This is a genomic window from Cyanobacterium aponinum PCC 10605, assembly GCF_000317675.1.
Classification (GTDB): Bacteria; Cyanobacteriota; Cyanobacteriia; order Cyanobacteriales; family Cyanobacteriaceae; genus PCC-10605.
Genome location: NC_019776.1, coordinates 3918477 through 3938054, shown reverse-complemented (window position 1 = coordinate 3938054; position 19578 = coordinate 3918477). Strand labels below are relative to the sequence as shown.

Sequence of the window (19578 nt, the reverse complement as noted above, 5' to 3'; positions counted from 1 at the left end):
ACAGGAGTTCGGAGTTTTTAATTCTTAATTCTTAATTTTTCCTTTGCCCCTTGCCCATTGCCCTCTGCCCTTTTACTTTGCACATTGCCCTTTTCGTCATCACTTATAGATGAAAATTTATCCTAAACTCAGGTTAATTGTGATTTTACCCTAGTGAGCAAGTCTAATAATTGAATTTTGACAGAATCATGGGTATATTCATCTTCGGGATGAGGAATTTGCCCCGGTTTTTGAAAGTAAGGTCGTTCTTGGTACATTTGACCCCACTTTAAGTCCACCTGTCTGACAAATTCATAATATAAATTATCATTACTAATTATTTCCTCAATTATTAAACTTAGAGCATTTAAAGGATTTTCTCGATTTGAACTAATTTTGTCGTCGCTAATATTCACCCAATCCTGTAAAACTGCTTGTAACGAACCTGATAAATCTTTTAAATTATTTTTGATGAAAAAGTTGATTTCTGTTTTTAGTTGTACAATTTTAGGTACGGGGGATTCCCCTTTCAAAAAATCTCCTCCTTCCTTTGCGATGAAATCCGCCAGAGTAAATTCGCGCCCCTGATAAATATCTTTTTGTAATTCTAAATCTTGATCTAAATCTTGTTTTTTTTCTTCAGTCATGAGAATATTAATTTTCTTAGTAAACTAAAAATCATAGCTTAATTCACCCATGCCTCAAATTTCACCTAACCCATAGATAGGATTGATATATTAGTAATTTACGGATTTTAACAAATAAATGGGATACAAATTAGTTTTAACATGGAAAAAATTAGGGATTTATTAAATTTGAGAATTTTTCGATTTTTAGGGGTGGGCGGATTTTGTGCTGGGTTAAGTTTAATAATAATGTATGTATTGACTTCTATCATTCATATTAATTATTTAATTTCCACTGTTATCACTATCATTGTTACAAATTTTATCGGCTTTTATCTCAATAAATATTATACATTTCAAACTAAAAAAAAGTTATTTTGGCGTGAGTTATGGAAATACTATAGCGTTATGTTATCTAGTTATATCCTTAACGTTTTTGCCATGTATGTCCTTGTTGATTTAGTGAATATATGGTATCTTTACGCTAACATTTTGCTTATGGCAATTTTAACCCCTTTTAATTATTTTTTCCATAAAAAATGGAGTTTTAATAAAAAGAAACCATCCTCAAAGTGATAGAGCCATTTATTTTTAATTTAATTATATGAAAATATTAGTAGTTACTCATTATTTTCCCGAACATAAAGGAGGGGTAGAAGTAGTTGCTGGAGAAATTATTAATCAGTTATCCAAAAATCGAGTAGAAATCAAATGGTTTGCTAGTAATACTGACTCGCCGCCCCAAAATAATCAGTTTTTAGAATGTATATCTATTCCCACTTCAAATATCATTGAAAAAAAATTTGGTTTTGCTTATCCTCTATGGAGTTTGACTATTTATCGTCAACTATGGCGACAAATTAAGCAGGTTGATTTAGTTCACCTTCATGAATATATTTACATCGGCAATTTAATAGCTTTTTACATCGCAAAAAAACAGGGTAAACCTGTAATTATTACTCAGCATATTGGCTTTATTCCCTTTAGTAATAAGTTATTTTCTTTTTTGCTTAAATTGGTTAATAATACTCTCGGTAAATATATTTTAAGCAGATGCGATCGCACTGTATTTTGTAGTAAAGTTATAGAAGATTACTGGGACAGTTTAAAAACAAAATATAAAAAAAAACCAGCCTTTATTCCTAATGGTGTGGACACAAATATCTTTTATCCTGTGAAATTAGAAAAAAGACTACACATTAAAAAAGAATTAAACTTAGATTCAAATAAACTAACAATTTTGTTTGTGGGAAGATTTGTTGAAAAAAAAGGCTTAAAACTCCTTGAAAAATTGGCGAGAAATTATCAAGAAATAGAATGGTTATTTGCAGGATGGGGAAGTTTAAATCCAAAACAATGGAACTTAAATAATGTTCATGTCTGGGAAAATTTACAAAAATCCCAACTAACTCCCCTATATCAATGTGCAGACTTACTTATTTTGCCCAGTGTAGGAGAAGCATTTCCTCTTGTTATTCAAGAAGCGATGGCTTGTGGTACACCTGCTTTTGTTAGCGATGAGAGTGCTAACCAATACCCCCAATTAGAGGGATTAATTTTTTCTGCTTCCGTTAATTATTCCCACAGTGAAGATGAATGGTCAAGAAAATTAGAGGAAATTGTATCCCAAGGCGAATATCTCGCAAGTTTAAGGGAAGCAGTCTCAGAATTTGCTCAAAATTATTGGTCATGGGAAAAAACCAGTTCATCCTATCATTCTTTGTTTCAGCAAAATAATTAAACTACCAACCTCTTTTATTGCTAAATATAATCAATTAAGCTAATCTAGTCATAGACTTATTAAAACTTACTAGCAATAAGTCTTAACTAATAGTGTTTACATACTGGAAAAAACAAAATGGCAAAAATTGGCTTATTTTTTGGTACACAAACAGGAAATACAGAAACCATTGCAGAAAGCATCTTTGAAGCCTTAGGAGGTGATAGTATTGTCGATTTATATGATGTCGCTGATGTGGATATAAATACTTTGGGCGAATATCAATATTTAATAATAGGGTGTCCAACATGGAATGTGGGAGAATTACAGAGTGATTGGGAAGGATTATACGAAGATCTCGATGAAATCGACTTTAATGGTAAGAAAATTGCTTATTTCGGTGCTGGAGACCAAATTGGATATGCGGACAATTTTCAGGATGCCATGGGCATTTTAGAAGAGAAAATCTCTAGTTTAGGAGGTCAAACCGTTGGTTATTGGTCAACGGAAGGTTATGACTTTAATGAATCTCAAGCGGTGAAAAATGGCAAATTTGTCGGTTTAGCCCTAGACGAAGATAATCAATCCGAATTAACAGAGGAAAGGATTTCTTCTTGGGTTGCTCAAATCAAAAATGAATTCGGCATCTAAAATTTGTAACAAAACTTTACCTAAAATTGTTGCAAAATACTAGCAACTAAGATAAATTTACATTAGGCTTATTACAAATAAGTATTAATAAGCAAAGAAAGGAATAGACAATAGTATGCAAACTTACGATAATCCTGAAGTTAAATACGAATGGTGGGCAGGAAATGCCCGATTTGCTGATAAAAGTGGCTTATTTATCGCCGCTCATGTGGGACAAGCCGCCCTAACAACTTTTTGGGCTGGAGGTTTCACTCTGTTTGAACTGTCTCGCTTTGATGCTTCCTTACCCATGGGAGAGCAAGGCTTAATTCTTTTACCACACCTTGCAACCCTCGGTTGGGGAGTCGGTGAAGGAGGTCAAATAGTAGATACTTACCCCTATTTTGTTGTCGGTGCGATCCACTTAATTTCTTCTGCTTTCTTGGGTGCTGGAGCATTATTCCACACTTTTAAAGCACCAGAAAATTTGAAATCTGCTCAAGGAAGAGCCAAAATGTTCGATTTTTCTTGGGAAGACCCTGCTAAATTAGGTTTAATTCTTGGTCATCACCTTCTCTTTTTAGGCATGGGAGCTTTACTTCTTGTGGGTAAGGCTATGTATTGGGGGGGACTTTATGATGCAACTACCCAAACAGTACGTCTTGTTGAACATCCCACCCTCGACTTTGCGACTATCTACGGCTATCAAACTCATTTTGCTAGTATTAGTAGTTTAGAAGACCTAGTGGGAGGACACATTTATGTTGGTTTTATGTTAATTGCTGGTGGCATTTGGCATATTCTCGTTCCTCCTCTAAAGTGGGCAAGAAAAGTCTTAATGTTTTCAGGGGAAGCAATTTTATCTTACTCTTTAGGGGGAATTGCTTTGGCTGGATTTGTTGCCGCTTATTTTTGTGCAGTGAATACCCTTGCTTATCCTGTGGAATTTTATGGTCCTGCCTTGGAAGTCAAATTAGGAATTACACCCTATTTTGCAGACACCGTCAAGCTACCCTTTGGAGAACATACTTCTCGTTGTTGGTTAGCAAATGCTCATTTCTTCCTTGCCTTTTTCTTCTTACAAGGACATTTATGGCACGCCTTACGGGCTTTAGGATTCGATTTCCGTCGTGTGGAAAAAGCCTTGGATTCTATCCAAGTTTAGAAGACGATGAGGGAAGGATTTATCTATACTGCCAATATATTTAAGCCTATCCCCTATCGTACTTAACTACTACAAAGCAAACATCAAGGACTAATTTGGGAAAAGTCCATAGCTTATATTCTATTTCCAATGTTATAGGGAACGTCTCAAGACTGTCAACTTCTGAGATGCTCCCTTTTTTGTTATTTAACCTCAGTTCAGTTTAAGAATAGAATATCGGGTAAGAGTTCGGAGTTATGAAAGAGGTGTCAGGTGTCAGGTTTCAGGTTTTAGAAGAAAGTAATGAGTAACGAGTAACGAGTAATTATCAACTATTCACTATTCACTATTTACCTTTGCCCCTTGCCCCGTGCCTTTCAGCCTACCCTAACCAATAATTCACATACTCAAAGTAATAGAGCCATTATATTTTTGTGCAACATTAACTATAAGTTAAACACTACATTCCAATAATGATTTTTCATGATTACAAATGGCTTAATGACACGAATATATTTTTTGTATTTGGTCTTCGTTAAGTTCTACTGTCACTCTAATCTGTTTTGTTTGGATAAGAGTTTTTAAGCAAATATTCAACATAGAAACTGGGCGATTAATTTCTCGTTTTAAAGACTTTAAAGTTAATCCTTTAGGGTTTTCTTGAATAATTTGTAAAATTCTTTCTGTAGTAGTTAAACCACCTCTTGATTTTATAAATTTGATTCTTGCCATTGATTTTTCCTCACACACAAAATATTAAAAAAATATTAAATCATATTTCTACGAGTCCTGATTGACAATGATAAGTTGATCGTCAAAAATAGAGACAAGAAAATTCTGAGCGTGTTTGTTTTGGGAGTAAAAAATTGTCTCAAGGAAAAAAACCACAGTTACCCCCTAGTACAGATATTGAATTAGATCATAGTTATCGGGCAAATACAGAAAAATGGTTCGAGTATCCTATTGTTGTGCATCCTCATCATACTGATTATGGTGGAATTGTGTGGCATGGTAACTATATTGCTTGGATGGAAGAGGCTAGGGTTGAGTGTTTACAGTCTATTGGCATTGATTATGCCCATTTAGTTGAATTAGGATATGAGTTGCCAGTGGTAGAAGTAAACATTCGCTATCATCGTTCTCTGAAAATGGGCGATCGCGCTATTGTAAAAACTAGAGTTAATGATTTAGAAGGGGTAAGAATCCACTGGGATTATGAAATTACAGCGTGGCGGGGAAACATAACTTATGTTACGGGTAAAGTTACTTTAGTGGGAATTGATCGGGAAAAAGGTAAAATTATGCGACAGTTACCGCCAGTGTTAAAGGATGCACTTATAAAATTATAAAAATACAGTCTAATTTATCAAAAGGGGTTAATGATGAGTCAAGAAGAAAAAAACATGACTTTTATAATCGGATTACTACTCGGTAGCAGTATCGGTACCATTGCCACTCTATTACTAACTCCTCGAACCGGCAAGGAAAATCGTAAAATTATTGCTAAAACGGCTCAAGCCTTACCTGAAATGACAGAGGATATATCATCCACTATGCAAAATAATACTCTCCGCTTATCTTCTTCCGTCATGACAAAATGGCATAACACATTAGAAAGACTACAAGTTGCGATCGCTGCTGGTATTGAAGCAAGTCGCCTTAAAGATGATTAAAACTATAAAGACATCAAAAATGTATAACAAATATACGACCATTCCATCTCAAATAAAAAATACCCCATGAATGAACCCTTATTCTGGCTTGGCTTATCCCTTTGTCTTGTAGCCACTAGCTTAACTGCCGTCTTAATTGCACTCATACCAGTAGTACAAGAATTAAGCAGAGCGGCTCGTAGTGCAGAAAAACTATTTGATACTTTAAATAGAGAATTTCCCGATACCTTAGAAGCCATTAGAGTAACCAATATAGAAATCACAGAATTAAGCGAAGAAATGAAGGGAGGGGTAAAAAGTGCTTCTGGAGCAGTACAAAAGGTCGATCGCACCCTCATTAATGCCAAAAAACAAGTAGAAAGTGCGCAAACAAAAAGTAAAAGTTTTTGGATTGGCTTAAAAACAGGTTTTCAGACATGGAAAAATTATGATAAATCTTAAAATCTTTCCCCTCAGAATAGGCGATATGTTGGAGGTAAGAGCAAGAAACGTTGAGGTTGCGCAATTATGATATAAAATATGGTTAAACTATTTCGGTAATGCAATATATTATTACCACTGCCAGAGTGCTTATTCCCCATTCCCAAATTAAACGAAAAATCATAGCTTGATTCACCAACGCCGAAATTTTCAACGAAATTAGTTATTCACTGCCATACTAAAACTATGCACGAATTAAGTATTATGGAATCTACCCTCGAAATCGCAATTAATTACGCAAAGCGAGAAAAGGCAAAAAGTATTAAACAGATTTCCCTGAAAATAGGAGAATTATCTGGGGTGATTCCTTCGGCACTAGAATTTGCTTTTGATGTGATTACTAAAAATACCATTGCTGAAAATGCAATTTTAAAAATCGAAAATATCCCTGTTTGTTGTTATTGTCAATCTTGCGAAGACAAATTTTATCCTCCTATTCAATATATTTTTGAATGTCCTTTCTGTCATCAATTAAGCCATCACATTTTACAAGGTAAAGAAATACAATTAAGTTCATTAGAAATAGAAAATTAAATTAAATACTCAATATTTTTTAACATCAAATATCTAATTTTATAGATAGAATAAAATTATAGTTAACCTAAATAAATTTTGACTAATATGTGTACTGATTGCGGATGTAGTGTCACTCCTGATATAGTTAAAATTAATCATAAAATTGAATATCAACATCAATTAAAAACCTTAAATATTCATCAAGATATTCTTTCAAAAAATAATCATATCGCTAACCATTGTCGAGATTTATTTAAACAGAAAAATATCTATACTTTAAATATTTTGTCCTCCCCGGGTTCAGGAAAAACAACTTTTATTCAAAAAACTTTAACCGATTTAAAAGATATTTATAAAAGTGCCGTTATAGTGGGAGATTTAGCAACCGATAATGATGCCCAAAGATTAAAACAAACTTCTGCCCAAGTTGTGCAAATTACCACAGGTAATATATGTCATTTAGAAGCAGAAATGATTCGTCAAGCCTTAAAAGAAATTAATTTAGATAATTGTCAATTATTGATGATTGAAAATGTAGGTAACTTAGTTTGCCCTTCCGCTTATGATTTAGGAGAAAATAAAAGAATTGCCTTATTATCTGTAACAGAAGGAGAAGATAAACCCTTAAAATATCCCACCTTATTTAAAAGTGCTGACGTGGTAATTATTAACAAAATAGATATAGCAGAAGCTGTAGAATTTAACCAAAAATTAGCCCTTAAAAATATTCATCAAATCGCCCCTCAAGCTAAAATTTTTATGGTATCTTCCCGCAAGGGTAATGGAATGAATAATTGGTATCATTATTTACATCAAATAAGCACAATAAAAACTACGTTTATTTAATAAATTTGGCTCTATCACTTCTCGTTGTGTAAATTATTAATTAGGGTAGGCAACACGCAATAGGGGATTATTAAATAATAATTTATAAACTTTTATTTTTTATTTTACTATAAACACTATTCAATAAAGGTTATGGAAGTCCTGTTTTTCTTAATTTATCATAATCACACTCTGAAGAACCATAAATTTAGATAAATGTTTAATTTGTGAGTAGATTTATTTAATTAGAAAAATATTCGAGAAATTAAATTGATGGCTATTTTCATCAAAAATTTAGAATAAAATATGTATCAAAATCTGTGGTTGCTTAATTGTGACATGAAACATGGGAAACATTCTTAAATTAATACAAATATCTACAGTGAAAATATTATTAAATGCTTAGGCAAAATAGATTATATATTTTAAAATTAATCCAATACCATTGCCCTTATCTATTCCCAATCTAAACTAAAAATCATAGCTTAATTTACCAACGCCCCTGAAACTAGCCCCAACTTGAGATTAAATCTTTTATGTATGAGTTTAAGTAGATATGAAATCAAAATAAACGGTTTAGTGCAAGGAATAGGATTTCGCCCTTTTATTTATCAGTTGGCACATAAATTAAATATTAACGGCTGGATAAATAATTCCTCTGAAGGAGTGACAATTCAAATAGAGTGTAGCCCCGAAACACTTAATTTATTTATTGCTAAAATTAAACAAGAAAAACCTCAACAATCCTATATTGAAAACTTAGTCATTAGTTCTTTAAATTTTGTTGGCTATAAGTCATTTATCATTAGAGATTCTCAAAAAGAAAATAAACCTATTTCTGCAAGTATTTTACCAGATTTAAGTACTTGTAATGATTGCATAAAAGAGTTATTTGATTGTCAAAATCGTCGTTATCGCTATCCTTTTATTAACTGTACTAATTGTGGTTGTCGCTACTCTATAATAAAAAAAATACCATATGATCGCATCTTTACAACGATGAGTAAATTTGAGATGTGTGAAGAATGTGAGAAAGAGTATAAAAATCCCCTTGATAGACGTTTTCATGCTCAACCCAATGCTTGTGAAAAGTGTGGTCCCCATTTAGAATTATGGAATCAAAAAGGAGAAATACTAGCTAAATTTGATCAAGCCTTGCAGACAACTTGTGAGTTAATAAAACAAGGTAAAATTTTAGCAATTAAGGGCTTAGGAGGATTTCATTTAGTCATTGATTCTAGGAATAAATTAGCGGTAAATAAATTAAGACAATTAAAAAATAGACCTGATAAACCCTTTGCTTTAATGTATCCTAATTTGGATAAAATTACTCAAGATTGTTATGTTTCTTCCCTAGAAAAAAAAATATTATTATCTTCGGCTTCTCCCATTGTTTTACTAAGAAGAAAAAAAGAAAATAGTCTTAGTTTGATTTGTTCAGAAATTGCCCCTAATAACCCTTATTTAGGTATAATGTTGCCCTATACGCCTTTGCATCATTTATTACTAGCAGAATTAAATTTTCCTATTGTTGCTACTAGCGGAAATCGTCACAGTGAGCCTATTTGTATTGACGAAACAGAGGCTTTAGTTAAATTAAATTCTATTACCGATTATTTTTTAGTTCACAATCGCCCTATTTTTTCTCCCATAGATGATTCTATTGTCAGAGTTATTGACAATCAAGTCATTATTCTTCGTTGTGCCAGAGGTTATGCTCCCTTATCTATTACTCTCAAAAATCAAAATATAGCCCGTGATAAAAATATTTTAGCATTAGGAGGTCACTTAAAAAGTGCGATCGCACTTAAAATAGATAATAAAGTTTTTCTCAGCCAATATTTAGGTAATTTAGATAACCTAGAAAATGAAGAATTATTAGATAATACTACCAAAAAGTTAAACAATATTTATCAAATTAAACCAGACTTAATAACGTGTGATTTGCATCCAGATTATTACTCAACTAAATACGCAGAAACAATTATTGACAAATTCCATAAAGAAGGAAAACTCAGTAAAAATGAAGATAGAAAAAACTCAATTTCTCTAGTAAAAGTACAACATCATATTGCCCATATTTATAGTGTTATTGCTGAACATAACTTAAATTTACCCTTATTAGCAATAGCATGGGATGGCACGGGATATGGCTTAGATAAAACTATTTGGGGAGGAGAGTTTTTTTTAATTACAGAAGAAAAAATTCAAAGGATTGCAACATTTTCACCCTTTCCATTATTAGGAGGAGAAAGAGCAATAATTGAGCCAAAAAGAATTACACTAGCCTTATTATCTCAAACATTTAAAGCAGAAAATAACTTAGACACTATAATTAATAAATTAAAAATCAATCAATATTTTTGCTCTCAAGAATTAGCCATATTAAAAAAAATGTTAGCAAAGCAAATAAATAGCCCGTTAACATCTAGTGTAGGACGTTTATTTGATGGCATTTCCTGCTTATTAAAACCGAAAGAAATAATAACATTTGAAGGACAAGCCGCAATGGCATTAGAATATTTAACTAATGACATCATAACCACAGAAACTTATCCTTTTAGTTGGCAATATAATGCAGATCAATGTAATTATATTTATTGGGAAAGTATCGTTAAAAATATTGTTAAAGAATATCTTGAGAATCAATCAATCAATAATATTTCCGTAAAATTTCATCAAACTTTAGTTAAAGTTATATCAACTGTTGCGGAAAAAGTTAGACTCAAAAATATTGTTTTAGCAGGAGGTTGTTTTCAAAATAAATATCTCTTAGAGAATACCATTCATAGTTTAAGAAAAAATAATTTTCAAGTTTACTACTCAAAAAAAGTGCCTACTAATGATGGAGGTTTAGCATTGGGACAAATATTGTTTAGCCTATCACCAAACTCGATAAAATTTTAATAAAAACTGAGAATTATTATTTATGAAAATTCTACTTGATTGGTCTTAATTATCTTGTCAAAAAAAGTAAAGAGGATAGTATTTTTTATATTTTTTTATGATTAATACAAATAATTTAGGAGTGCTATATAAATTAAATTATCTTAGATTACGCCAATTATCTAAAGATAATAACTGAATATGAGATAAATTTTTGGCTTTATTTCTAACATAATCGGTGTTATAACCCCAACTGGCTAAAAATAATTTTACACCTTGTAAATCAGATTGTTGATAAACTAATTCTAGGGCTTCTAGTCTATCTTCAATAAAACAAACTTCTTGAGGATTAACTTTTTCAGTATCAATAATAGAGCGTATAGTTTCATATTTAGGACATTTTGCTTCTTTACCAATAATCGCTACTGACGGTAAAAATATTTCCTGCTTTTCTAATAATTGTCTGGTAAATTTTTCAGATTTAGTAGTAACAATATATATTTTGATACCCTCGTTGATTAACTTCTTTATATGTGGAATGATGCCCTCATAAAAACTATGTAGATTAAGCCAATTTTGCAAATTTTCTTCAATTTGTTTTTGTCGCACTTCATCCAAGGTTTTTGTCAGATTTTTAATAGTTATTCCTTCTTTTTCTATGGTTTTTATAGCTTTTTCTCTAACTGTTTGCCAATGATTTAAAATATTATCGACAGTTTTTCTATCGTCAATTAAAACTCTTAAAAGTAAAGGCATTTCCCAGCCTGTTTCTACTACAGGACGTAAAATATTAAATTTTTCCTGTAATAATTGCCAATTAATTTCTCTTGTTTGCCAAATTTTCTGATAAACTAATTTACTAGAATAAAAATATTCTAATAATCCATTACAAATCACACCATCAAAATCACTTACTAATACTTTCATTTCATTCTGTTCAAAAAAACTATAAGTTTTATTATTTATACGATAATTATTAATTAAAAATCTGTCAATTTTTTATGACTACTGTTATTAAAATTAATCAAACTCAAATTCACCAATTAGATTTATCCCCCGTTATTAATGTGATTGAAAAATTTGATAAATCTTCTGAAATTCTTAATTTAGAACAAGAAATCACATTTCAAATTGATTATGCCCGTGAGGAAACTGATCCTCGTGAATTATCAGAAATTTCAGAAATAAGATTGTGGTTTATTGCTTTAGATAGTCTTTATCCATGGTTGCCTTTTTGTCTTAATTGGAGAGAGGGAGAATTAGCTCGTTATGTAGCGATGTTAGTACCTCACCAGTTTAATCGTAGTGAGGGAATACAATATAATCAGGAAGCCCTTGATATTTGGATAATGCAAAAAACTTTTGTCCTACATCGTTGGTTAAAACAACAAGGTATCAAAACCAATTCTCGCCTCAAAGCGATGACGCAAATTTTTGGTTATGACTTAGATGATTATTTGTTTGAATTACTATAAATAACCGATCAAAAAAAAGACAAGAGCCACCCCTCCCCGACCGCTACGGGTCAAGAAAAGGGTGGCTATCTTTTTATAAGTAAATTATAACAAAATTCTATTTTTATGTCAATAGTTTTTTTGTTCTTTTTAGATTTATTTAGAATAAGTAAATTAGTATATTTAGCTCTTCAGAGTGTGGTTATGATAGATTAAGAGAAACAGGACTTCTATAACTTTTATTGAATAGTGTTTTATAGTAAAATAAAAACTAAAAGTTTATAAATTATTATTTAATAATCCCCTATTGACTCTTGACTCTTGCCTACCCTAACTAGCCTGAGTTTTGGATAAGCTGAAAGCATCCCAACTCGTAGTCAGAAAACCTTATAGCTTCTTCTTAGAAATAACGATAAAATTGCCTTAACCCGAACTGACTTAAACAAGGGGCTTAAGCCCCTTGCTAAAAACCCCTACCACCCCAAAACCCTCTCTCCTCATCACCCTAACACCTGCAACCTGCAACCTGACACCTCACACCTAACCTTATCAGATATTCTTGAACCAAACTGAGGTTAACAAATAATTTACATACTCAAAGTAATAGAGCCGTATATTTTAGGTTCTTTGAGCAAACATTTGTCTAAGAATATCGGCGGGATCAATGCGATCGCCCTTATATCTTAATTCCCAATGTAAATGAGGGCCTGTGGTTCTTCCTGTCATGCCAACTCTACCAATTCTTGCCCCAGAAGGGACATTTTGCCCTTGTCGAAGAATAATACCTCCAGAACGATCAAGCAAGACTAATCCTTGAGAAGTTTTTTCCACACTGCCCATTAAGTGACAATAAACATGAGTCCAATTACCGGAGCGAATTTTAATCATCGTACCACAAGCAGTATGATCGGATAAGTGAATAATTTGCCCTCCCCACCAACTACGAACATAACTTCCTAGAGGAGCGGCTAAATCTAAACCACCGTGAAATTGTCTTTGTCCAGTGACAGGGTGAATACGATAGCCAAAACCAGAAGTATAAGCCTGAAAATTTTCGACGGGAAAAGATGCTTGTCGCCAAGATGCTCTTACGGGAATAGTTTGAGCTTGTAAAGACTGATTTTTTGACAATCCCAGAGGATTAACCAATCCGAAAGTTAACCCAATAATCAAAAAAAAAGAAAATGTCAAATAGGGTTTATGGAAAATTTTGGGGGGCTTTTGTTTGCCCAGAGGGGGGAAATCTAACATTACTCCTCAATGTCACCAATAAAATTGATATTTGCCTTTGATGAACAAAATTAATTGCGAGTTTTATTTTAGCTCAAACTCCGCCCGAGTAATTTTTATCTTTGGTTGTTGGATCTAATCTACTAACGGATAATAGATGAAAACTAAATAAATGAATTGATTAAACTAAAACCATGACTGATAGCCCTAATACTGTTAACAAAATTCGTAATCTTGTAATTGCTTTAGTTGCGATCGCACTCGCCATTACTTTAGTCTTTGCATCACAAACAAAAGTAAGTAGTCAATCCCTTGAAGCCCAAGCTCAAAAAGCAACCAACTTAGATATTGCCTTAAATAACGGTAAACCTAGCTTAGTGGAATTTTATGCCAATTGGTGTACCAGTTGTCAGGCGATGGCTGGAGACTTAGCCCAACTCAAAGAAAATTTTGAGGATAAAATCAATTTTGTCATGCTCAATGTGGATAATAGCAAATGGCTACCCGAAATTCTTAACTATGGCGTTGACGGTATTCCTCACTTTGTATTTTTTAATGAAAACGGAGATGCGATCGCAGATACCATTGGAGAACAACCTTTAACCATCTTTGAAGAAAATTTACAAGCATTATTAAACCATCAACCCTTACCTTATGCCAACTCTAGGGGCAATATTTCCGCCTTTAACCCAGCAAATAAATTACAAACAGGAAATCAAGACAATCCCAGAGACCATAGATAATTGACAAGTTAATATAAAAAGAGCAATGAGCAAAGGTAAATAGTGAATAGTGAATAGTGAATAGTGAATAGTGAATAGTGAATAGTGAATAGTGAATAGTGAATAGTGAATAGTGAATAGTTGATAATTACTCGTTACTCATTACTCCCCTAAACCTGAAATCTGAAACCTCTTTCCTAACTCCTAACCCCGAACTAATCTCCCTCTCCCCTCATCCCCTTACTTTTACTCTATCATCAACTTAGCTTATAAGACCCATTACTAATTACTTTCAATGATTGCCCTGAAGATAAGTTAATATTAATTAACAGATTTTAATATTTCTTAATGTTAAGATAGGTTACTGTAAAGATAAATAAAACAATGTCAGCAATCGTGTTTGGTAGTTTACCTTTTCCAGGACAAAGTGGCGATCAAATCGTCAGTAAAGTAGTTACAACAGCGATCGCAGCCTTATTTAAAAAAACAGGCAAACTAGAAGCCAATGTGAGAGCTGAACCTATCGCTAAAATATTACAAGGAAGTATTGATGGTTTTGATTTCGTCGGCAAAGGAATGGTGATGTATAACGGATTGCGTTTAGAAGCAATGGAGTTGTACTTACAAGCTATTTCCATCGACTTTAGTGCTATTTTTAGCGGTAAGGTCAAATTGAGACAACCAACTCAAGCCACCATGAGAATCGTCTTAACAGAAGAGGATTTAACTCGCTCCTTTAATACTCCTTTTATTATCGAAAAACTGCAAAGACTACAATATCAAGGGCAATCCCTTCATTTTCAAAATACCCAAATAACCGTTAATCCAGACAAATCCATTAATATTCAATCAGAAATTAAAGTAGGGGATAATACTGAGTATATTCCCATTAATATGCAAACAGAATTACATACTGAAAGTAGAACCAAAATCCAGTTCATTAATCCTAAATTTGAAGGGGAAGAAAACTCAATTCAATTAAGCCAAGCTATATTAGATCATGTTAATAACTTACTTGATTTAGACAAATTTAAACTTGATGGCAGTAGGTTAAGAGTCGATCGAGCTAGAGTAAAAGATAAAGAATTCGTCTTTTATGGCACAGTGGAAATTGATCGTTTCCCAGAAGGGAAAAAATAACGTTTCAATCATTAAGATCGAAGAAAAAATGCAATTGTTATATAGCGTTTTTCAAAAATGTGAGGTACAGTTTTTTTAACATCATTGCAAGAGTGCCTATTCCCCATCATGTGAGATGCCTCATCATAATGAGAATTGCTATAGATTAACAATTTTAATCCAATCTAAAACCTGCTACCTGAAACCTGACACCTTTTTTAGGAATAATTCATCATATCCAAAGTAAGAGAGCCGTAATTACCAATTATAATTTAAGAGTTAAGAATTAATTTTATCTTCATCCTTCATACTTAACCGCCCTCTACTACCCTAATGTTTCGAGAATTCTATTGATTTTTTCAGACTTTTTCACGATACTTAAGAGGAAAAGGAATAGAGAATCATTTTCAATCCCTTATAGGTATTAAGTTAGTCTTATTTCAATTCCTTCTAAGTATTAATACAGTCTAACATCCAACTAAATAGAATAATCCGATGAAAGCAATAATGGTAGTGGGAACCGCATCTCACACGGGTAAATCATCTTTAGTAACCGCCCTATGTCGCTTAATGTTGCGTAAAGGATGGTTAGTTACTCCCTTTAAGGGTCAGAATATGGCTTTAAATGCCTATGTTACCGCTACCACAGGGGAAATTGGCTACGCTCAAGCCTTACAAGCATGGGCGGCGAAAACAATACCAAGGGTGGAGATGAATCCGATTCTCTTAAAACCTCAAGGTAATATGACTTCTCAGGTTATTATCAAAGGTGAATCTGTCGGAGTTACCAACGCTAAAGAATATTATGAAAACTATTTTGAAAAAGGTTGGCAAGCGATAATCGAAAGTTTAGACATCCTAAGCCGAGAATTTGATTTAATCATTTGTGAAGGAGCTGGTAGTCCAGTAGAAGTAAATCTTAAACATAGAGATTTAACTAATATGCGTATTGCCAAGCATCTTAAAGCAGATACTATTTTAATTGCAGATATTGAAAAGGGTGGGGTTTTTGCTCATATTGTTGGTACATTAGAATTATTAGAACCAGAAGAGCGATCGCTAGTTAAAGGTATTGTTATTAATAAATTTAGAGGGGATAAATCCATCTTAGATCCGGGGTTAAAATGGCTAGAAGAATATACCAAAATACCAGTTTTAGGTGTTATTCCTTGGTTTGACTCTCACTTACCGGCAGAAGATTCTTTAGGATTAATAGAACGCCCTAGCCGTAAAATTAATTATCAACTAAAAATAGCCGTTATCAAGCTACCTCGCATCTCTAATTTCACAGACTTTGACCCCCTTGAAGCAGAAGAGAGCATTTTAATCGAATATATTGAACCAGATCAACCTCTTGGTTATCCTGATGCTGTAATTATACCCGGTACAAAAACCACAATTCCCGATTTAATAGTTTTAGAAAACACAGGAATGAAAGCTCAAATTCAAGAGTATGTGGAATCGGGAGGAACAGTATTTGGTATTTGTGGAGGCTTCCAAATGTTAGGACATCAAGTCTTAGATCCAGATCACTTAGAAAACTTAAATGAATCTTGTCAGGGACTGGATTTATTACCCATTCAAACCACATTAAAAGTAGAAAAAATTACTCGTCAAAGGGAAGTCACGGCTAACTATCCTCAAAAAGGATTACCTGTGGATGGCTATGAAATTCATCAAGGTTATACAGAAGTAATACCTGCTTTGAGCAGACAAAGAAAAATTGGTTATAACAATCTTTTTGATGATCCAACCCTTGGTTTAGTTAATGATAATCAGTCTGTATGGGGTTGTTATCTACATGGAATTTTTGACAATGGTGCATGGAGACGAGCATGGTTAAACACTTTACGACTTAAGCGAGGTTTGCCATCTTTACCCACTGGAATTGCTAATTATCGCCAACAAAGGGAAAAAATTCTTGATTCTCTTGCAGATTTAATTGATGAGCATTTAGATTTAACTCCTCTGAAGTTATGATTAGTCAGCCAAAGAAAGAAGCAAAGTTATAAGAACAAAGATTATGTAGTAAAGAATGTTCTCTATAAATTCTTGTCACTTTTCCCTGTTCCCCTTTTCCCTACCTTAATCGAACATTTTATATAGAAATCAGGTGACTTCTGCAAGAAGTTTAAATAAATAGTTAATCATAAAAAAAGGAGATGGAATTGTAAAAGATGTGCGGATTAAAATTCCTTTTTCTTTTACTTACCATCCCCCTAAGTCTGGGATTAACAATTCAAACTATACGTCGTAAGGTGTTTTACCAGAGAATTTGAGAGTAACAGGTTCAGGATTTTTGCCGATATTTCTGTCTTTTTTGCCATGAAACTCTCTGCCTTCATTCACTTTTTCAGGGAAAACGCCGTCAGCAGGATGAAGATATTGAGTTTCACCAGTGGGGTAAATACGGTAAATTTTATAGTCTTCAATTTTGGGCTTGAATTTAGTGCGTAATTGAGTACCTAATGCTAAACACTGTTCTTTACGGGCAAAATATAATAAATTTTCACCCTCATTCATAATTGCCGCTCCGCCGGTAGGCATTTCAAAAACTTGCTCTGTTTTGCTAGTCCAAGTGATGGCATATTTTTCTTCTCTGTCAGCCGCAGAAAGTAAACCGCCGGTGCTACCGCCAAATTTAGGCATTGTTCCTGTAAGTTGAATTGTTTCGCTCATAGAGATATTGCTTTTGTACAAATTATATTTACTATCTAGGCAATGCTACCACTGAGATCCCTATTATTGTGCATCTTTGTTATGAACTGTAACAGTTTATTTCTTTAACCCTTCAAGTGTAAATTCTTATGAAGGAGAAAATTCTGTTAAAACATCATAAAAGTTGGTTTGAGGAGGAGTGGCAAATAAATGCTTCATTTGTTTCATAATTTGGTTATGGACTTCGTTTTTGTTTTCTTCCATATCTTCTATTTTTTCCCAAATAATAAAGGCTATTCCCTCCTCTGTGTTTGGTTTTTGGAATAGGTACGCCCCTTTAAATCCTTGAGAATAAGATGCGATCGCCTCTTCAAAAAGTTTCTGGGCTTCGGGAAATTTACCCGGTTTAAAGGTTGCTGTTGCCACGTAGGCACATTTATGACGTAAAAAGTCACTAAATTCTTGCATAGTTTAATTCAGAAATATAACAATTAATCTCTATTGATCATCTTAAGTTTTTTTGCTTGCATAGGAATCTTCTGATTAATAAACAGTAACATTAAGATAAAAAAGGCAAGGGACAGGGAGCAAAGGAGTTCTTAAAATACTAAAACTTATGAACTGATTAAGTCTAATTTGCTCTGTTGACTCAGATTGGATCTTGCGTCTGGCAAAAAAATGGAGTAATGAAGATATTTAATAGAAAATAACAATAATAATTGACAAAAAACTTATTAAAATTGATTTGAAAGATTTATTTTTGAATATTAATATACTGGCGTGAGATCTTATGTATTGACGGAAAATTAATTAAATTTTAGATCGATGGAAACTTTTTATTTATTATTAAAGTCAAAAATAATAACAAATACATTATCATATTCTCAATGATTCTCCATTATGTTAAAACAAATTACCCTTTCTTCTGTCTTTTGGCGTAACTGTATAATAGCTTATATTATCGTTGGTTTTTCCTCTTCTTTAATTGCTGAATTTTATCAAAGTTTTCAAATTAGTAATCAGTGGGAAAATGGTGAGCGTCTTTCTCGTCTTGTTTCCATCGGTGTTGCTTATTCTATGAAAGAAAACCTGTACAAATAGTATCAATAGTTAATTTATAAAAATATCGATTTATGTTTTATTATGAAGGTCAATTTTACGAAGGTAATAGTATTTCTCTTAATATAAATGATTCTACATGGCTTTATGGAGCAACAGTTTTTACTACCATGAGAGTCTATAAACAATCATTAAATCATCCTCTCACTAATTGGCAAAAACACTGCGATCGCCTCTTAAAGAGTATAGAAGAATTAAACTGGACTTTTCCTGATTGGCAATTAATAAAACAAGAAGTTGAGCAATTACTGATATATTTTCCTGTGATTAGAATTACTGTTTTTCCTGATGGTAGAGAGTTAATCATTGGGCGACAATTACCAACAAATTTATTTCAAAAGCAACAAGAAGGAATAAAAGGATTAGTATGTTTAAATCCTTCAATACAACGCTCCATTCCTGAACATAAAACAGGTAATTATCTTGCTCCGTGGTTGGCGTTACAACAGGCACAAAAACAGGGTTATCAAGAAGCAATTTTGACAAATATTGAACACAATTGGCTAGAAACCAGCACCGGTAATTTGTGGGGATATAAACAGGGTATTTGGTTTACCCCTAATTTAGCTCAAGGTATTTTGCCCGGAATTGCTAGACAAACTATTATTGACAAAGCACAATTCCCCATTGAAATTAACCAGTGGACTCCAGATTTTATCAATGACTTAGAAGCTATAGCCTATAGTAACAGTGTGATAGAAATAATTCCTTTTCATAAGATAATAAACGGAGAAAAAGTGATTGACTATGATCACAATCATCCAGCCTATAAGGCTTTGAAAGGGATTTTTGATTAA

The 19578-nt window shown here is 32.9% G+C and carries 22 protein-coding genes; 16 read left to right on the top strand and 6 right to left on the bottom strand.

All coding sequences use genetic code 11. The features are described from left to right. Positions 1–128: 128 nt before the first annotated feature. The gene (locus CYAN10605_RS16470) at positions 129–626 is read right to left on the bottom strand and encodes a hypothetical protein (RefSeq protein WP_015221079.1); all 498 of its coding nucleotides are present in this window, start codon (positions 624–626) and stop codon (positions 129–131) included. A 141-nt stretch (positions 627–767) separates the two neighbouring features. On the opposite strand from CYAN10605_RS16470, the gene CYAN10605_RS16465 reads away from it, so the two are divergent. The 4 genes from CYAN10605_RS16465 (at position 768) to CYAN10605_RS16450 (ending at position 4120) form a co-directional block, all read left to right on the top strand. Beyond that, positions 768–1181, top strand: coding sequence for a GtrA family protein (locus tag CYAN10605_RS16465; protein WP_015221078.1), 414 nt, complete (start codon positions 768–770; stop codon positions 1179–1181). Between the two features lie 28 nt (positions 1182–1209). Next, positions 1210–2346: a glycosyltransferase family 4 protein gene (locus CYAN10605_RS16460; RefSeq protein ID WP_015221077.1), complete on the top strand. Its 1137-nt coding sequence runs from the start codon at positions 1210–1212 to the stop codon at positions 2344–2346. 117 nt (positions 2347–2463) lie between these two features. Then, positions 2464–2976 carry a flavodoxin FldA gene (gene fldA / locus CYAN10605_RS16455; protein WP_015221076.1) on the top strand — a complete coding sequence of 171 codons (513 nt, stop codon included), beginning with the start codon at positions 2464–2466 and terminating at the stop codon, positions 2974–2976. 115 nt (positions 2977–3091) lie between these two features. Further along, positions 3092–4120, top strand: coding sequence for a chlorophyll a/b binding light-harvesting protein (locus CYAN10605_RS16450; RefSeq protein WP_015221075.1), 1029 nt, complete (start codon positions 3092–3094; stop codon positions 4118–4120). A 477-nt stretch (positions 4121–4597) separates the two neighbouring features. Here the strand turns inward: CYAN10605_RS16450 and CYAN10605_RS16445 are convergent, their stop codons facing one another. Further along, complete coding sequence (locus tag CYAN10605_RS16445; protein WP_015221074.1) at positions 4598–4831, bottom strand: hypothetical protein; 234 nt, start codon at positions 4829–4831, stop codon at positions 4598–4600. Between the two features lie 134 nt (positions 4832–4965). On the opposite strand from CYAN10605_RS16445, the gene CYAN10605_RS16440 reads away from it, so the two are divergent. The 6 genes from CYAN10605_RS16440 (at position 4966) to hypF (ending at position 10500) form a co-directional block, all read left to right on the top strand. Then, entirely contained in the window at positions 4966–5448 is a 483-nt protein-coding gene (locus CYAN10605_RS16440) for an acyl-CoA thioesterase (RefSeq protein WP_015221073.1), read from the top strand. Between the two features lie 54 nt (positions 5449–5502). Then, complete coding sequence (locus CYAN10605_RS16435; protein ID WP_241212781.1) at positions 5503–5772, top strand: YtxH domain-containing protein; 270 nt, start codon at positions 5503–5505, stop codon at positions 5770–5772. Between the two features lie 66 nt (positions 5773–5838). Then, positions 5839–6213 (top strand): hypothetical protein, encoded by a 375-nt coding sequence (locus tag CYAN10605_RS16430; RefSeq protein ID WP_015221071.1) that lies wholly within the window; start codon positions 5839–5841, stop codon positions 6211–6213. 225 nt (positions 6214–6438) lie between these two features. Beyond that, positions 6439–6786 (top strand): hydrogenase maturation nickel metallochaperone HypA, encoded by a 348-nt coding sequence (hypA, locus tag CYAN10605_RS16425; RefSeq protein WP_015221070.1) that lies wholly within the window; start codon positions 6439–6441, stop codon positions 6784–6786. A gap of 87 nt (positions 6787–6873) precedes the next feature. Beyond that, positions 6874–7614, top strand: a complete 741-nt coding sequence (hypB, locus tag CYAN10605_RS16420) for a hydrogenase nickel incorporation protein HypB (protein WP_015221069.1) — start codon at positions 6874–6876, stop codon at positions 7612–7614. 519 nt (positions 7615–8133) lie between these two features. Next, positions 8134–10500 (top strand): carbamoyltransferase HypF, encoded by a 2367-nt coding sequence (gene hypF / locus CYAN10605_RS16415; protein ID WP_015221068.1) that lies wholly within the window; start codon positions 8134–8136, stop codon positions 10498–10500. A gap of 138 nt (positions 10501–10638) precedes the next feature. On the opposite strand, the gene CYAN10605_RS16410 is transcribed toward hypF, so the two are convergent. Next, positions 10639–11406, bottom strand: a complete 768-nt coding sequence (locus CYAN10605_RS16410; RefSeq protein ID WP_015221067.1) for an HAD family hydrolase — start codon at positions 11404–11406, stop codon at positions 10639–10641. Between the two features lie 74 nt (positions 11407–11480). On the opposite strand from CYAN10605_RS16410, the gene CYAN10605_RS16405 reads away from it, so the two are divergent. Continuing rightward, positions 11481–11954, top strand: a complete 474-nt coding sequence (locus CYAN10605_RS16405; protein ID WP_015221066.1) for a CRR6 family NdhI maturation factor — start codon at positions 11481–11483, stop codon at positions 11952–11954. Between the two features lie 597 nt (positions 11955–12551). Here CYAN10605_RS16405 and CYAN10605_RS16400 read toward each other — a convergent pair. After that, on the bottom strand, positions 12552–13184 hold the full coding sequence (locus CYAN10605_RS16400) for a M23 family metallopeptidase (protein ID WP_015221065.1): 633 nt from the start codon (positions 13182–13184) through the stop codon (positions 12552–12554). A 173-nt stretch (positions 13185–13357) separates the two neighbouring features. Here CYAN10605_RS16400 and CYAN10605_RS16395 point away from each other — a divergent pair, with 173 nt between their 5' ends. The 3 genes from CYAN10605_RS16395 (at position 13358) to cobQ (ending at position 16984) form a co-directional block, all read left to right on the top strand. Continuing rightward, positions 13358–13906: a thioredoxin family protein gene (locus CYAN10605_RS16395; RefSeq protein WP_015221064.1), complete on the top strand. Its 549-nt coding sequence runs from the start codon at positions 13358–13360 to the stop codon at positions 13904–13906. Between the two features lie 363 nt (positions 13907–14269). Further along, positions 14270–15025 carry an LmeA family phospholipid-binding protein gene (locus CYAN10605_RS16390; RefSeq protein WP_015221063.1) on the top strand — a complete coding sequence of 252 codons (756 nt, stop codon included), beginning with the start codon at positions 14270–14272 and terminating at the stop codon, positions 15023–15025. Positions 15026–15499: 474 nt separating this feature from the next. Beyond that, positions 15500–16984 (top strand): cobyric acid synthase CobQ, encoded by a 1485-nt coding sequence (cobQ, locus tag CYAN10605_RS16385; RefSeq protein WP_015221062.1) that lies wholly within the window; start codon positions 15500–15502, stop codon positions 16982–16984. Positions 16985–17248: 264 nt separating this feature from the next. Here cobQ and CYAN10605_RS16380 read toward each other — a convergent pair whose 3' ends face one another. Beyond that, positions 17249–17683, bottom strand: coding sequence for a photosystem I reaction center subunit II PsaD (locus CYAN10605_RS16380; RefSeq protein WP_015221061.1), 435 nt, complete (start codon positions 17681–17683; stop codon positions 17249–17251). 126 nt (positions 17684–17809) lie between these two features. Next, positions 17810–18130: a hypothetical protein gene (locus CYAN10605_RS16375; protein ID WP_015221060.1), complete on the bottom strand. Its 321-nt coding sequence runs from the start codon at positions 18128–18130 to the stop codon at positions 17810–17812. A gap of 432 nt (positions 18131–18562) precedes the next feature. Between CYAN10605_RS16375 and CYAN10605_RS16370 the strand changes: the two genes are divergently transcribed. Together CYAN10605_RS16370 and CYAN10605_RS16365 are read left to right on the top strand one after the other, a co-directional pair. Further along, a complete protein-coding gene (locus CYAN10605_RS16370) occupies positions 18563–18763 on the top strand; it encodes a hypothetical protein (RefSeq protein WP_015221059.1) in 201 nt (66 codons plus the stop codon). Between the two features lie 32 nt (positions 18764–18795). After that, the gene (locus tag CYAN10605_RS16365; RefSeq protein ID WP_015221058.1) at positions 18796–19578 is read left to right on the top strand and encodes an aminotransferase class IV; all 783 of its coding nucleotides are present in this window, start codon (positions 18796–18798) and stop codon (positions 19576–19578) included.

Excerpts from the sequence above, each read along its gene's own strand:
- CYAN10605_RS16470 (WP_015221079.1), bottom strand. The coding sequence starts at position 626 with ATGACTGAAGAAAAAAAACAAGATTTAGATCAAGATTTAGAATTACAA.
- CYAN10605_RS16465 (WP_015221078.1), top strand. The coding sequence starts at position 768 with ATGGAAAAAATTAGGGATTTATTAAATTTGAGAATTTTTCGATTTTTA.
- CYAN10605_RS16460 (WP_015221077.1), top strand. The coding sequence starts at position 1,210 with ATGAAAATATTAGTAGTTACTCATTATTTTCCCGAACATAAAGGAGGG.
- fldA (WP_015221076.1), top strand. The coding sequence starts at position 2,464 with ATGGCAAAAATTGGCTTATTTTTTGGTACACAAACAGGAAATACAGAA.
- CYAN10605_RS16450 (WP_015221075.1), top strand. The coding sequence starts at position 3,092 with ATGCAAACTTACGATAATCCTGAAGTTAAATACGAATGGTGGGCAGGA.
- CYAN10605_RS16445 (WP_015221074.1), bottom strand. The coding sequence starts at position 4,831 with ATGGCAAGAATCAAATTTATAAAATCAAGAGGTGGTTTAACTACTACA.
- CYAN10605_RS16435 (WP_241212781.1), top strand. The coding sequence starts at position 5,503 with ATGACTTTTATAATCGGATTACTACTCGGTAGCAGTATCGGTACCATT.
- CYAN10605_RS16430 (WP_015221071.1), top strand. The coding sequence starts at position 5,839 with ATGAATGAACCCTTATTCTGGCTTGGCTTATCCCTTTGTCTTGTAGCC.
- hypA (WP_015221070.1), top strand. The coding sequence starts at position 6,439 with ATGCACGAATTAAGTATTATGGAATCTACCCTCGAAATCGCAATTAAT.
- hypB (WP_015221069.1), top strand. The coding sequence starts at position 6,874 with ATGTGTACTGATTGCGGATGTAGTGTCACTCCTGATATAGTTAAAATT.
- hypF (WP_015221068.1), top strand. The coding sequence starts at position 8,134 with ATGAGTTTAAGTAGATATGAAATCAAAATAAACGGTTTAGTGCAAGGA.
- CYAN10605_RS16410 (WP_015221067.1), bottom strand. The coding sequence starts at position 11,406 with ATGAAAGTATTAGTAAGTGATTTTGATGGTGTGATTTGTAATGGATTA.
- CYAN10605_RS16405 (WP_015221066.1), top strand. The coding sequence starts at position 11,481 with ATGACTACTGTTATTAAAATTAATCAAACTCAAATTCACCAATTAGAT.
- CYAN10605_RS16400 (WP_015221065.1), bottom strand. The coding sequence starts at position 13,184 with ATGTTAGATTTCCCCCCTCTGGGCAAACAAAAGCCCCCCAAAATTTTC.
- CYAN10605_RS16395 (WP_015221064.1), top strand. The coding sequence starts at position 13,358 with ATGACTGATAGCCCTAATACTGTTAACAAAATTCGTAATCTTGTAATT.
- CYAN10605_RS16390 (WP_015221063.1), top strand. The coding sequence starts at position 14,270 with ATGTCAGCAATCGTGTTTGGTAGTTTACCTTTTCCAGGACAAAGTGGC.
- cobQ (WP_015221062.1), top strand. The coding sequence starts at position 15,500 with ATGAAAGCAATAATGGTAGTGGGAACCGCATCTCACACGGGTAAATCA.
- CYAN10605_RS16380 (WP_015221061.1), bottom strand. The coding sequence starts at position 17,683 with ATGAGCGAAACAATTCAACTTACAGGAACAATGCCTAAATTTGGCGGT.
- CYAN10605_RS16375 (WP_015221060.1), bottom strand. The coding sequence starts at position 18,130 with ATGCAAGAATTTAGTGACTTTTTACGTCATAAATGTGCCTACGTGGCA.
- CYAN10605_RS16370 (WP_015221059.1), top strand. The coding sequence starts at position 18,563 with ATGTTAAAACAAATTACCCTTTCTTCTGTCTTTTGGCGTAACTGTATA.
- CYAN10605_RS16365 (WP_015221058.1), top strand. The coding sequence starts at position 18,796 with ATGTTTTATTATGAAGGTCAATTTTACGAAGGTAATAGTATTTCTCTT.